Source organism: Verrucosispora sp. WMMC514 (assembly GCF_027497295.1).
In the GTDB taxonomy this organism is placed as follows: Bacteria; Actinomycetota; Actinomycetes; order Mycobacteriales; family Micromonosporaceae; genus Micromonospora; species Micromonospora palythoicola.
Map to the genome: position 1 here is coordinate 3,472,989 of NZ_CP114906.1, position 13,449 is coordinate 3,486,437.

11 protein-coding genes are annotated in these 13,449 nt (G+C 72.5%); 7 read left to right on the forward strand and 4 right to left on the reverse strand.

What is annotated here, in order from left to right:
* Positions 1-2,130, reverse strand: a complete 2,130-nt coding sequence (locus O7597_RS16270; protein ID WP_281580053.1) for a serine/threonine-protein kinase — start codon at positions 2,128-2,130, stop codon at positions 1-3.
* 208 nt (positions 2,131-2,338) lie between these two features.
* Here O7597_RS16270 and O7597_RS16275 point away from each other — a divergent pair, with 208 nt between their 5' ends.
* Together O7597_RS16275 and O7597_RS16280 are read left to right on the forward strand one after the other, a co-directional pair.
* Positions 2,339-3,922 (forward strand): methylmalonyl-CoA mutase family protein, encoded by a 1,584-nt coding sequence (locus O7597_RS16275; RefSeq protein ID WP_269739862.1) that lies wholly within the window; start codon positions 2,339-2,341, stop codon positions 3,920-3,922.
* A 465-nt stretch (positions 3,923-4,387) separates the two neighbouring features.
* The gene (locus O7597_RS16280) at positions 4,388-5,647 is read left to right on the forward strand and encodes an amidohydrolase (RefSeq protein WP_269739861.1); all 1,260 of its coding nucleotides are present in this window, start codon (positions 4,388-4,390) and stop codon (positions 5,645-5,647) included.
* On the opposite strand, the gene O7597_RS16285 is transcribed toward O7597_RS16280, so the two are convergent.
* Positions 5,604-6,566, reverse strand: coding sequence for a DUF4349 domain-containing protein (locus O7597_RS16285; protein WP_269739860.1), 963 nt, complete (start codon positions 6,564-6,566; stop codon positions 5,604-5,606). The genes O7597_RS16280 and O7597_RS16285 overlap by 44 nt on opposite strands.
* A gap of 113 nt (positions 6,567-6,679) precedes the next feature.
* Here O7597_RS16285 and O7597_RS16290 point away from each other — a divergent pair, with 113 nt between their 5' ends.
* The 3 genes from O7597_RS16290 to O7597_RS16300 all read left to right on the forward strand — a co-directional run bounded on the left by O7597_RS16290 (position 6,680) and on the right by O7597_RS16300 (position 9,063).
* Positions 6,680-7,312: an MBL fold metallo-hydrolase gene (locus tag O7597_RS16290; protein WP_281580054.1), complete on the forward strand. Its 633-nt coding sequence runs from the start codon at positions 6,680-6,682 to the stop codon at positions 7,310-7,312.
* A gap of 3 nt (positions 7,313-7,315) precedes the next feature.
* Positions 7,316-8,239: a hypothetical protein gene (locus O7597_RS16295; protein ID WP_281580055.1), complete on the forward strand. Its 924-nt coding sequence runs from the start codon at positions 7,316-7,318 to the stop codon at positions 8,237-8,239.
* An 86-nt stretch (positions 8,240-8,325) separates the two neighbouring features.
* A complete protein-coding gene (locus O7597_RS16300) occupies positions 8,326-9,063 on the forward strand; it encodes a hypothetical protein (protein ID WP_269739857.1) in 738 nt (245 codons plus the stop codon).
* 93 nt (positions 9,064-9,156) lie between these two features.
* Here O7597_RS16300 and O7597_RS16305 read toward each other — a convergent pair whose 3' ends face one another.
* Entirely contained in the window at positions 9,157-9,612 is a 456-nt protein-coding gene (locus O7597_RS16305) for a gamma-glutamylcyclotransferase (protein ID WP_269739856.1), read from the reverse strand.
* Between the two features lie 106 nt (positions 9,613-9,718).
* Between O7597_RS16305 and O7597_RS16310 the strand changes: the two genes are divergently transcribed.
* Positions 9,719-11,122, forward strand: coding sequence for an NAD(P)H-quinone dehydrogenase (locus O7597_RS16310; RefSeq protein WP_164446144.1), 1,404 nt, complete (start codon positions 9,719-9,721; stop codon positions 11,120-11,122).
* On the opposite strand, the gene O7597_RS16315 is transcribed toward O7597_RS16310, so the two are convergent.
* The gene (locus tag O7597_RS16315; protein WP_281580056.1) at positions 11,056-11,700 is read right to left on the reverse strand and encodes a DUF998 domain-containing protein; all 645 of its coding nucleotides are present in this window, start codon (positions 11,698-11,700) and stop codon (positions 11,056-11,058) included. The genes O7597_RS16310 and O7597_RS16315 overlap by 67 nt on opposite strands.
* 518 nt (positions 11,701-12,218) lie before the next feature.
* Here O7597_RS16315 and thrS point away from each other — a divergent pair.
* On the forward strand, positions 12,219-13,436 hold the full coding sequence (gene thrS, locus O7597_RS16320; protein ID WP_281580057.1) for a threonine--tRNA ligase: 1,218 nt from the start codon (positions 12,219-12,221) through the stop codon (positions 13,434-13,436).
* Positions 13,437-13,449: the final 13 nt, after the last annotated feature.

The window sequence follows — 13,449 nt, forward strand, 5'->3', positions numbered from 1 at the left end:
TCAGCCGGCCGCCGTGAGCTGGAACGACTTGAGCATCGCCGCGTAGATCGGCTTGCTCTCCTCGAAGCGCGCGTCGGTCGAGGTGAGGTAGAACGAGTAGAGCCGGCCGTCGTGGGCCACCCCGTGCCAGATGCCGTGCCGCATCTCGGCACCCTCGCCGCAGGTGTACTCGAACTCGGCCGAGGGCTTGCCGGCCAGTTCCTTCTCCGCCATGGCCACCTGGGTGTACGGCTTGGCGCACGAGGCCGACCGGGTCTTCAGGCCGTTCTCGGCGACCTGTGCCCAGCGGACCGAGGTGCCGCTCCACTTCTCGTTGAGGATGCGTACCCGACGGCCGCTGTCCTCGGGGTCGGTGTAGTCGATGTAGACCCCACCGGCGGGCGCGGCCCGTTTCCAGCCCTTGGGCACCAGCATCTGCACCCCGCGTGCCGAGTGCTCCTGCATCTCGATGCCGGGGCCCTCGTCCGCCGAGGTGGACGGCTCGGCGACCGGCGTGGTGGGTGTCTCGTCGCCGCCGCTGGCGAAGGCCACGATGCCGATCAGCAGCAGTACCGCGAGGCCACCGGCCGCGGCCAGCTGCACCTTGCGGGGCCAGCCCTGCACGGTGTCGACCACCCGGGTGCCGGCGGCCTTCGCCCGGTCGACCGGGCTGCTGCCGCCGCCGGCGGCAGCCGGCGCGCCGTACGGCTGGTGGGGCGCGGCCGGCCACTGCGCGGCACCGTAGGCGCCGACCTGCTGCGTCGCGTCGGGCTGCGGGCCGTAGCCACCGACCCGCTGGGTCGCCTCGGGCTGCGCGCCGTAGCCACCGAGCTGCTGGGTGGCGTCGGGCGCGGCGCCGTAGCCGCCGATCCGCTGGGTCGCGTCGGGCTGGCCGCCGTAGCCGAAGACCTCCGGCCCGACCCGCTGGGTGCTGTCCGAGCCGATCCGCTGGGTCGCGTCGGCACCGCCGTAGGTGCGGCCGGCGGGCGGGGACATGGCCGTACCCCGTTGCGCGGGACGGGCCAGGGCGTCGGCGCTGGTCTCCTCCATCGCCGCGGCGCCGGCCGCGGCGGCCTGGCCGGGGCGCTCGCCCCGACGCAGCGCGGCCAGCCGGTCGGTGAGCGACTCGCCGGGCCCCAGCATCGCCCGGCCGCCGATCTGCCCGGACGGGGTCGGCTTGGCCGGGGCGGCCGGCGCGCTGATCGGCGCGGGCTGCGGCACCGGCATCACGGAGTACTGGTCGGTCATCGAGTTGACCCCGGCGGCGCTGCTGCTCAGCGGACCGGCCAGCAGCTCGCGCAGCATGGCGCGGGCGGTGTGCACGTCGAGTCGGCGGGCCGGGTCCTTCTCCAGCAGACCCATCAGCACCCTGGTCAACGGGCCGCTGCGCTGGGGCGGCGCGGGCGGGTCCTCGACCACGGCGTGCATGGTCTCGATCGGGTCGCCCCGGTCGAAGGGCGGCCGGCCCTCCACGGCGGTGTAGAGCGTCACGCCGAGGGAGAACAGGTCGCTGGGTGGGCCGAACTCCTGCCCCATGGCCCGCTCGGGCGAGATGAAGTGCGGTGAGCCCAGCACCATGCCCGGGGTGGTGAGCTGCACGTCGGTGGGCATCCGGGCGACGCCGAAGTCGGTGAGCACGCAACGGCCGTCCGAGCAGATCAGCACGTTGGCGGGCTTGACGTCGCGGTGCAGCACGCCGATCGCGTGGGCCACCTCGAGCGCGCCGAGCAGGGCGATCCCGATCTTGGCGACGACCCGCTGGGCGATCGGCCCGTCCTCGATCACCATGTCGGCGAGGCTGCGGGCGTCCAGCAGCTCCATCACGATCCACGGCCGGCCGGCCTCGGTGACCACGTCGTACACCTGCACCACCGCCGGGTGCGCGATGGCGGCTGCGGCACGGGCCTCGCGCAGGGTGCGTTCGTACATCGCGTCGCGGTCGCTCGGCGCCAGGCCGGGTGGGAGGACGACCTCCTTGACCGCCACGTCACGGCGCAGCAGCGTGTCTGTGGCCCGCCAGACCGTACCCATGCCACCGTTGCCCACCGCCGAGCGCAGCGAGTACCGGTCGCCGATGACGGTGCCGGGTGTCGCGCGTCCGTTGGTGGGAGTGCTGACTGGTCCGCCGCTCCACGTCGGGATCTGAGTCACAGAAAAGCCACCGGGGGAAGTCGAGAGGGCTGGGACACAACCCCCCTATCTTGCTGGTTCAGGCGCCCGATGCGAAAGCCGGCGCGGCGGACGTTTCCACTACTCGACGGTACGTGTGCGGCCACTCACCTCTTGTCGCGGCAGCGCGGGCGTGATGTGGGGTACCCCTATCCCGTCGGCGGCCCGCCGCGCGTCCTACCATCCGTTGATGAGCGAACCGCGGTCAAGCGAGTCCGGTTTCCCGATCAAGGGCGTCTACACGCCCGACGATCTTCCCGGCGACCTGGACTCCCGGCTCGGCGCACCGGGTGAGTTCCCGTACACCCGTGGGGTCTACCCGACCATGTACACCTCCCGTCCGTGGACGATGCGCCAGTACGCGGGCTTCGGTACCGCCACCGAGTCCAACGCGCGTTACCACCAGTTGTTGCGGGCCGGCACCATGGGCCTGTCGGTCGCCTTCGACCTGCCCACCCAGATGGGGTACGACTCCGACGACCCGATCGCGCACGGCGAGGTGGGCAAGGTCGGCGTGGCCATCGACTCCATCGAGGACATGCGGCTGCTGTTCGACGGCATCCCGCTGGACAAGGTCTCCACCTCGATGACGATCAACGCGCCCGGCTCGGTGCTGCTGCTGCTCTACCAACTCGTGGCCGAGGAGAACGGGGTGCCGGGTTCGGCGCTCAACGGCACCATCCAGAACGACATCCTCAAGGAGTACATCGCCCGGGGGACGTACATCTTCCCGCCGAAGCCCTCGCTGCGGCTGGTCGCCGACACCTTCGGCTACTGCCGCAGCGAGGTGCCGAAGTGGAACACCATCTCCATCTCCGGCTACCACATGGCCGAGGCCGGCGCCTCGCCCGTGCAGGAGATCGCGTTCACGCTCGCCAACGGGGTGGAGTACGTCCGGGCGGCGATCGCCGCCGGGCTGGCCGTGGACGACTTCGCCCCCCGACTGTCGTTCTTCTTCGTCGCCCGCACCACCCTGCTGGAGGAGGTGGCGAAGTTCCGGGCGGCCCGGCGGATCTGGGCCCGGGTGATGCGTGACGAGTTCGGCGCGAAGAACCCGAAGTCGATGATGCTGCGCTTCCACACCCAGACCGCGGGCGTGCAGTTGACCGCCCAGCAACCCGAGGTGAACCTGGTCCGGGTGGCGGTGCAGGGGCTCGGCGCGGTGCTCGGTGGCACCCAGTCGCTGCACACCAACAGCTTCGACGAGGCCATCGCGCTGCCCACCGAGAAGGCGGCCAGGCTGGCGCTGCGTACCCAGCAGGTGTTGGCGTACGAGACCGATCTGACCGCCACGGTCGACCCGTTCGCCGGCTCGTACGTGGTGGAGGCGATGACCGCCGAGATCGAGACGGCGGCGGACGCGCTGATGGCCCGGGTCTTCGAGCACGGGTCGGCGGTGGACGCGATCGAGGTCGGCTTCCAGAAGCGGGAGATCGAGCAGTCCGCGTACCGGATCGCGCAGGAGATCGACTCGGGTGAGCGGGTGGTGGTCGGGCTCAACCGGTTCACGATCGACGCCGAGGAGCCGTACGAGCCGCTGCGGGTCGATCCGGCGATCGAGGCGGCGCAGGCCGAGCGGCTGGCGAAGCTGCGGGCCCAGCGGGACTCGGCCGCCGTGGAGCGGGCCCTGGTCGAGCTGCGGGAGGCCGCCGCCGGCACCGCGAACGTGCTGTACCCGATGAAGGCGGCGCTGCGCGAGCGCGCCACCGTCGGTGAGGTGTGCGGGGCGCTCCGCGAGGTCTGGGGTCGTTACCAGCCCACCGACCGGTTCTGACCGCGGCTCGTGCCGAGCCCTGTCCGTCGCCGAGCGTGTCGAACGGGCCGCACCCGGGTACTCCGCTGTCGGTGATCACCCAGACGCACACGGTGTGCGGTCGTCGGGGTGCGGTGCGTGTGAACGTCCTCGGGTGATCGTTGCAGTGCGTGGTCGGGAAATTGTCGTACCGTCAGTTCATTGGCACGACTAATGCGACAATTCGGAACGGCGACGCGGGTTCCGAGAAGATTCTCGGCGCTCTCGGCACGATTACGCGTTGTAGGAGGTGAGGGGTGGATGACGGCGTATGACCGCGATCTACCTGCTGCGCCGCCCGCCTACGGACGCTCTCAGCAGGGCATACGTGACGCTGCGCGGTCCGATCATCACTGGAACGAGGTTGCGCAGAGTCACCGTCGGGGGTCTACGCTGTCTGCTGTTCCCGATGATCCATCCATTTCTAGTGATCGAAGAGAATTCGACGTGACGAGTGCGTTGACGATGCCTACCGGTCACCAACTGGCGCCGTCCTGGCCGGACGGGCCGACCGGTTCCCAGCCCCTGCCCTTCGAGTTGGACCACCTGCTCGCCCTCCGGGTACCGGGCCTGATCGCCACGCGCCGTCACATCCACTCGCACCCGGAGCTGTCCGGCGCGGAGTTCGAGACCGCGGCCCTGGTCGCCCGGGAACTCTCCCTGGCCGGATTGCAGCCGCGCCTGCTGCCCAAGGGCAACGGGGTGATCTGCGACATCAACGGCCGCCCGGACGGCCCGGTGATCGCGCTGCGCGCCGACATCGACGCGCTGCCGCTGGCCGACGTCAAGGACGTGCCGTACCGCTCCACGGTCGACGGGGTCTGCCACGCCTGCGGTCACGACGTGCACACCACGATCATGTTGGGCGTCGGCATGCTGCTCGCGCAGCTGGCCGACCTGGGCGAGCTGCCGGGCCGGGTCCGGCTGATCTTCCAGCCCGCCGAGGAGATCCTGCCCTGCGGCTCACTCGAGGTGATCGAGGCCGGTGGTCTCGACGACGTGGTGCAGATCTTCGCGCTGCACTGCGACCCGAACCTGCCCGTCGGTCAGGTGGGCCTGCGGGTCGGTCCGATCACCGCCGCCGCCGACAACGTCACCGTCCGGCTCACCGGACCGGGCGGACACACCGCCCGCCCGCACCTGACCGTGGACCTGGTGGACGCGCTGGGCCGACTGATCACCGAGGTGCCGGCCCTGGTCAGCCGCCGGGTGCCGGCGAACAGTGGACTGCTGCTGGTCTTCGGACACGCCTCCGCGGGCACCCGCTACAACGTCATCCCGTCCGAGGCGTCCGCCTCCGGCACGCTGCGGGTGATGGACCGCGACACCTGGGAACTGGCCCCGAAGATCGTTTCGCAGGTGGTCCGGGACGTCATCGCGCCCACCGGGGCCACCGTCGACCTGGAGTACCTGCGCGGTCGCCCACCGGTCTGCAACGATGCGCGGGCCATCGGGGTGCTGAACGCGGCCACCGCCGCCGCGCTCGGCCCGGAGGGCATCGCGGAGACCCCGCAGAGCATGGGCGGCGAGGACTTCTCCTGGTATCTGGAGTACGTCCCCGGTGCCCTGGCCCGCCTCGGAGTCGGCCGCTCCGGGCCGAACGTGGATCTGCACCGGGCGTCGTTCGACGTGGACGAACGGGCCATCCCGGTGGGCGTACGCCTCATGGTGCAGACCGCGCTCCAGGCACTGGCGGCGGCACGCTGACACCCGGCGGTGGTGGCGCGCCGACCGGCGCGACCAGTGCCGGCACCGCCGGTCGGTTCCGGCGCCGACGACGGGCCAGCCACCACAGCGCCCCCAGCGGTACGCCGAACGCCAGCAGCCACGGCAGGATCGCCCCCAGCACGGTGAGCAGGATGGTCATCGAGGACAGGAAGACCTGCCAACCACCCTTGAGCCCGACCAGGAAGCCGATCTGGTCCTCATCCTCGGCGCTGGTGACGCCCGGACCCACCAGGGTGACCGTGATGGTGGACAGCGCGGTGAGGTCGCTCAGCCGCCGCTTCTTCGCCTCCAGCGACGCGAGGTCGGCCTCCCGGCGGGCCAGTTCGTTCTCGATGCTCACCAGGTCGCTTATCGAGTCGGCCTGGGCGAGCAGCCGTCGCGCACTCTCCACCCGGGCCCGCTGGCTGGCGATCCGGGCGTCGAGGTCGATGGTCTCCTCGGTGACGTCCTGCGTGCCGATCTCCCGGCGCTCCTGGGTGCCGAGACCCGCCAGTTCCTCCACGACCGCGTAGAACCGCTCCGCCGGCACCCGTAGTTCGAGGTCGGCCACCGCGTCCGCGTCGGTACTGCGGCGTTGGTCGCCGCCGACGAAGCCGCCGGCCCGGGTGGCCGCCGCGGCGGCGTCCCGGGCGGCGAGGTCCACATCGTCCACCTGGACCCGGATCGATCCGGTGTAGATGATGGACCGTTGGTCGACCCGGGTGTCCGCCGCCGCCCCGGCCCCGCCCTGCGCGTCACCGCCGGCCTCCGCCGGGGCACGCCCGCCTTCCTGGGCCGGCGCGGCGGCGCTGTCGGTGGTCCCCGAGTCGCTGCCGCTGCCGCAGCCGGCGAGCATCAGCAGCGCGGCCAGAGTCGCCACCGCCGCGGTCCCGTGCCGGCGGGCTCTTCGCATCTTCATCCCCGTCCCCTCTCTGCTGCCCGAGCGGGCAATGGCTCGGACGCCACACACCACCGCGCGGGTTCCGGCAGACTGCGCTGAGGACGTCACGAATCGATATGGGAGGCATCACGATGCGGCTCACCAAGTACGCCCACTCGTGCCTACGGGTCGAGCACGACGGGGGAGTGCTGGTCATCGACCCGGGGATGTTCAGTGAGCCGGCGGTGGCGTTGGACGGGGCCGACGCCGTACTGATCACCCACGAGCACCCGGACCACCTCGACGCGGCGGCGGTGCACCGGCAGTTGGCGCGGCGCCCCTTCGTCATCCACGGCCCGGCGTCGCTGGCCGGTGCCCTCGGCGACGCGGCCGACGTGCTGCGTCCGGTGTCTCCCGGCGAGGCGTTCACCGCCGCCGGGATCCCGATACGCGCCCACGGCGGCCGGCACGCGGTGATCCACCCCGACATCCCCGTGATCGACAACCTCGGCTACCTGCTCAACGACGTCGTCTACCACCCGGGCGACGCCCTGTACGTCCCGGACGAGGTTCAGGTCGACACCCTCTTCGCCCCGATCCACGCCCCCTGGTCGAAGTTCTCCGAGGTGGTCGACTTCATCCGGGCGGTGGCGCCGCGTCGGGTCTTCGCGCTGCACGACGCCCTGCTCAACGACAACGGCTACGCCGTGCTCGACCGGCAGTACACGGCGCTGTCCGGCAGCGAGTACCAGCGGCTGGAGCCGGGCAGCCGGATCGACGGCTGAGCGATGCCCGGCCCGCCACCCGACCTCGTCGAGCGGCTGTACCGCACGCCGCCGGACCGGTTCGTCGCCGTCCGGGACGACGCCGTGGCACAGGCCCGCCGCGCCGGTGACCCGGGCACCGCCCGGGAGATCGCCCGGCTGCGCCGACCCACCGTGGCCGCCTGGCTGGTCAACCTGCTCGCGCTGGAGCGACCGGAGCTGGTGGCCGAGCTGGCGCAGCTGGCCGAGGCGTTGCGGGAGGCGCAGCGGGAGCTGCGCGGCCCGCGGCTGCGGGAGCTGTCCGCGCAGCGGCGGGCCGTGGTCGGCGCGCTGGTCGCCGAGGTGCGCCGGCTCGCCGCCGGCGTCGAGGGCGCCCCGGCGGGCGGAAAGCTGCCACTGGCCGAGGTGGAGGCGACCCTCAACGCCGCGCTCTCCGACGTCGAGGTGGCCGAGCAGGTGCGCTCCGGGCGGCTGCTGCGCCCGGCCCACTACGCGGGGTTCGGCGAGGTACCCCGTCCGCAGCTGCGCCTGGTCACCGGCGACGAGGAACCGCCGCCCGCCGCCCCGGTCCGGCAGCGCCCACCGGACCGGGGTGCGCTGCGTGCCGAACAGGCGCAGCGGGCCGCCCGCGCCGAACGGTCCCGTCGCCGCAAGGCGTTGCAGAAGGAGCTGGACCGGGCGCGTACCGACCAGGACCGGGCCGAGACGGACCTGGCCGGCGCGGTCGAGGCCGAACGCGAGGGGACAGCCGCGCTGGACGCCGTCGAGGCGGAACTGGCCGAACTGGAACGCCGCCGGGCCGTCGCCGAGCAGGAACTCAGCCGCTCCCGGCTGGCCCGTCGGGCCGCCGAACGGGCGCTCACCACCGCTCGGCGACGGGCCGGCGAGGTCGAGGCCGCGATGGAGGCACTGGACGCCGAGGAGGGGGATGCCGACGCTGACGATTGACCGGCAGACTGGTCCCCCATGGACGGACCTTCGGGTGGATCCTTCACGTACACAGCGTCGGGCGGACCGCGCGCGGGCGGGGCGGGATGACGCCGGAGCAGGTCGCGGCGGCCAGCAAGCCGGCGGTGCTCATCCTCGGGGAGGCGTACACCAGGTGCCCGACCACGCTGCGTCGGGCTCGGCTGCTCGGCATCTCCGGGTGGGCCTTCTACGTCACCGGTCGGGCCGGCGCGCTCGGTGACGTGCGGGCCGAGACAGTGGCGGCGGCGCTCGGCTTCATCGCCCCCGACGCCGTGGCCGACGGCTGGGACGCCGCCGCCCGCACGGTCCGGCCCGCCGAGGTGGCCGCCGCCAGCCTTGCCGAGTGCTGCCGGTGGGGTGAGGAGGTGCTGGGTGACCTGCCCCGCGTCGACCGCCTCGCGGTGCTCGTGGAACGAGCCGTCGCGGCGGCCGACGCGAGTGCGATGCCACTGTTCGCGGCGTGGCGGGCCATGCCGTCGGACGCGGTGACGGCCGGTGCCCGGGTCGCCGCCGGCCTACGCCTGCTGCGCGAACACTTCACCGGGGCGCACCTGGTGGCCGTACGCGCCAGCGGGATGACGCCGCTGGAGGCGGTGCTGTCCGGTCCCGAGGGGGCCAGCGGCGCGATGGCCTGTGGCTGGCCGCCACCGTATCCGCCGGTCGGACCGCTGGTGCGGCGGCGGCTGTGGGCCGAGGCGATGACCGACCGGCTCGTCGCCCCGGCGTTCACGGCGCTCGGTCCCGCCGACGGCGCGGAACTGGTCGAGCTGCTGACCCTGGCACGGACGCACGCACAGCGGTGAGAACCGGGCCATCCCGGGACGATCTTCCCGAGACCCGGGGTCGGCGCCCGGCGCCACCACCACCGGTAGCAGACTGGAGTGGTGGGAGACGAGCTACGCCGACGCGGTGCCGGTGGGCCGGGACCGCAGGTCGGTGACGTAGTCGTCCGGCGCGCCCGCCTTCTCGGCGGCGTTCGCGATCTCGGAGAGGTACCAGGACGTGGGCAGGCCACCCTCGTAACCGTCGAAGACGTAGACCCAGGCGGTGACGTCGCCGTCCAGGGTCGAGACGCGGACGGTCAGCTTCCGGTACGTGCCGGAGGTGACCCCCTCGATCTCGTCCAACTGGGCGGCGTCGTACGGGTGGATGTCGTAGAGGGCCACGAACACCCGGTCGCCGGGCGACTCGACCACGGTGCTGACCGCGCCCTCCCAGCCGATGACGTCCTCACCGGCGAAGGTGAGCCGCCAGCCTTCCAGCCAGCCGATGCCCACCATCGGGGAATGCGGACAGTAGGCGCGCATTCGCGCGGGGTCCAGGTTCGAGCCGTAGGCGGCGTAGTGACGCACGGCGATGACGATAGCCCGGCCGGAGCGTGGGGGAGAATACGACGGTGCGTGTCGGACGCGCCGGGGAGAAGAAAGTCACTGTGAGCATGGAGGAAGGACGGTCGTGGTGAGCCGGATCGTGATCATCGGCGGGGGGCCGGCGGGCTACGAGGCGGCACTGGTGGCGGCCCAGTTGGACGCCGACGTCACAGTCGTGGAGGCCGAGGGCGCCGGTGGCGCCTGCGTGCTGTCGGACTGCGTACCGTCGAAGACGTTCATCGCCAGTTCGGAGGTGGTGACCGGCTACCGCGACACCGAGGTGTTCGGGGTGCACTCCGACGGGCTGGAGGCGGTCACCGTCGACGCCCAGGCGGTCAACGACCGGGTCAAGCGGCTCGCCCTGGCACAGTCCGCCGACATCCACGCGAAGCTGGTGAAGGCCGGGGTCACCTTCGTGTCCGGGCGCGCCCGACTCGGCGAGGACACGCTCGGTCACACCCACCGGGTGATCGTCACGCCGGACGGCGAGGAGGCCGCGTACGCCATCGACGCCTCGACCGTGCTGATCGCCACCGGTGCCACGCCCCGCCAACTGCCCACCGCGCTGCCCGACGGGGAGCGCATCCTGACCTGGCGGCAGGTGTACGACCTGCCCGAGTTGCCCGAGCACCTGATCGTGGTCGGTTCTGGCGTCACCGGTGCCGAGTTCGCCAGCGCGTACCTCGCGATGGGCGTCGAGGTGACCCTGGTCTCCAGCCGCGACCGGGTGATGCCGCACGAGGACGCCGACGCCGCCCAGGCGATCGAGCGGGTCTTCCGGACCCGGGGCATGAGCATCCTGAACAACTCCCGCGCCGAGGGCGTCCGACGCACCGCCGACGGCGTCGAGGTCGAGCTCTCCGACGGTCGTACGGTCACCGGGTCGCACGCCCTGATCGCGGTCGGTTCGATCCCGAACACCGCCGAGCTGGGCCTGGCCGAGTACGGCGTCGAGCTGGCCCGGGGCGGCTATGTGACGGTGGACCGGGTGTCCCGGACCAACGTGCCCGGCATCTACGCGGCCGGCGACTGCACCGGCGTGCTGCCGTTGGCCAGCGTCGCCGCGATGCAGGGCCGGATCGCGATGTGGCACGCGCTCGGTGAGGCGGTCCGGCCGCTGCGGCTGCGTACCGTCTCGGCGAACGTCTTCACCGACCCGGAGCTGGCCACGGTCGGGGTCTCGCAGGACGAGGTGGACGCCGGCAAGGTGCCGGCGCGCCAGGTGATGCTGCCGCTGGGTGGCAACGCCCGGGCGAAGATGGACGAGATCCCGGACGGCTTCGTCAAGCTGTTCTGCCGCCCGGCCAGCGGTCAGGTGATCGGCGGAGTGGTGGTGGCACCGAAGGCGAGCGAACTGATCATGCCGATCACGCTGGCCGTGGAGAACAACCTCACGGTCAACGAACTGGCGCAGACCATCACCATCTACCCCAGCCTCTCCGGCTCGGTCACCGAAGCCGGCCGCCAACTGATGCTCCACGAGCTGGAGTAGGCGATGACGGTGAGCAGGGCCACCTCGGCGAGGATGAGGAAGCGCTCGATGAGGCCGTAGTAGGCGCGGTCGCCGGGGTAGGCGGACCAGGCCATGATCGTGGCCAGCAGCAGGCTGGTCACGGTCAGCACCCGCAGCCAGCGCCCGGCCCGGGCACCGGCGGGCAGCCGGGCGGCGAGCAGCCAGCCGGCGACCGGCAGCGCCAGGAAGGCGATCACCGAGGCGTACCGGTGCACGTAGGCGGCCGTACCCATCTCGGTGCCGGGCGGGTTGGTCGGCACCAGACCCGACACCAGCAGCCCGCCCGCCCAGGCCGCCAACAGCCACTCGGCGGCGGCGGATCGTCGACCGCGCGGTGGACCGAGCCGGCCCAGTGTCGGGATGAGTACGGCGGAGGCGGCGGCGAGCAGCAGCATGGCCACGTGGATGATCCCGCCGGAGTCGGAGACGGCGTAGTCGCTGACGGTCAGACTGACCGGATCCAGGTCGGTGACCCCGGCGTGACCGATGACGGTCAGCACCGCCGCGACGACGATCCCACCGAGGGCCAGTGCCCCGTGGTTCCGGATTCCAGGCATGTCTCAGCCTGTCGTCGTGGGCACCTCGGGCGGATCCGGGACGAGCACCGAAATCCGACCCCGGGACCACCCCGACGGGTCATCCGGATTTCCCCGGGTGACCGGCTGCTCCGGGTGGTCGGGCACCCGGCCGGCGGGACGCCTGACCGGATACGCGGCGTACCCGAAGCATATCGATGACGGTTGACGGCGAGGCACGGTCGCCGAAATCTCTCTCGGCGGCGTACCGTTGTCGGCGCGCGGCCCGGTGAGCGTCGGGTCCCCCGTTCCTGACGCCCGGGCCGCCGCCGGGCCGCTGGCAGGTCCCGTGCCAGCGGCCCGGTCAAAAGAGGTGCGGCGGTGCGCGGCACCGGCGTACGCTTCCGCGCATGTGCAGTGCGGTGCTGACGACGACGCCGGGGAAGCCTGGCGCGCCGCACTGACGTCTTCGTCTAACGAGTGCCCCGGGCGATCCGCCCGGGGCACTCGTGCGTCGTGGGCCAGGGGTCGTGCCGGGGCGTACCGCCAAGGAGCCTGTCATGATCGACCACCGCCGGCTGGGCCGGGACCTGGACCTGTTCGCCACCGATCCGCTCTGCGGTGCCGGCCTGCCGATCTGGCTGCCGGCCGGTGCCGCCGCCCGGCACGCCGTCGAGGAGTACCTGCGTGACCTGGAACGCCGGGCCGGCTACCAGCAGGTGTACACCCCGCCGCTGGGCCGACGGGAGCTGTTCGAGGTCTCCGGGCATCTCGGCTACTTCGCCGCCGAGATGTTTCCCGCGATGCGGCCGGGGGAGGGCGACGACGAGTTGCTGCTCCGGCCGGCGCTCTGCCCGCACCATGCCCTGGTGTACCGGTCCCGTGGGCGTTCCTACCGGGAGTTGCCGCTGCGGGTCTCGGAGATCGGGGGCATGTACCGCGCGGAACGTTCGGGAGTGCTCGGCGGGCTGTCCCGGGTGCGCGCCATCACCCTCAACGACGCGCACAACTTCTGCGCCCTGGAGCAGGTCGGCCAGGAGGTGTCGGAGATCCTGCGGCTGATCCGGACCGCGCACGCGGCGCTGGGCGTGCGGCCGGCGGGGGTACGGCTGTCGCTGCGCGGGCCGGGGGAGAAGTACGTCGGCGCCGACGCGCAGTGGGCGCGGGCCGAGGACCTGCTCCGCGCCGCGCTCGACGGGGAGCCGTACACCGAGGTGCCCGGCGAGGCCGCCTTCTACGGTCCGAAGATCGACATCCAGGTGCGGGACGCGGCCGACCGCGAGTACACCCTCTCCACCGTCCAGCTCGACTTCGACAAGCCGGAGCGGTTCGACCTGGCCTACGTCGACGGCGATGGTGCCCGCCGGCGTCCGGTGATGGTGCACCGCAGCCTGGCCGGCAGCATGGAGCGGCTGTTCGCGTACCTGATCGAGGTGCACGGAGGTGCCTTCCCGCCCTGGTACGCCCCCGTGCAGCTGGTCGTCCTGCCGGTCGGTGACGACCAGGCCCGGGCCGCGGCCGACCTGGCCCGGCGGGCCACCGAAGCGGGACTGCGGGTCGAGGTCGACCACGCCGGCTCGCTCGGTGCCCGGGTCCGCGACGCGGTACGCCGCCGGGTCCCGTACGCCGCCGTGGTGGGCGCCCGGGAGGCGACCGACGGCCGGGTGGCGTTGCGGTTGCGCGACGGCCGCTCGCTGGAGCCGCAGCCGGCGGCCGAGGCGATCGGGCTGATCGGCGCGGTGGTCGCCGCTCGCTCCGGAGACCTGCTCCCTTCGTAGGCACGCTGCCTCG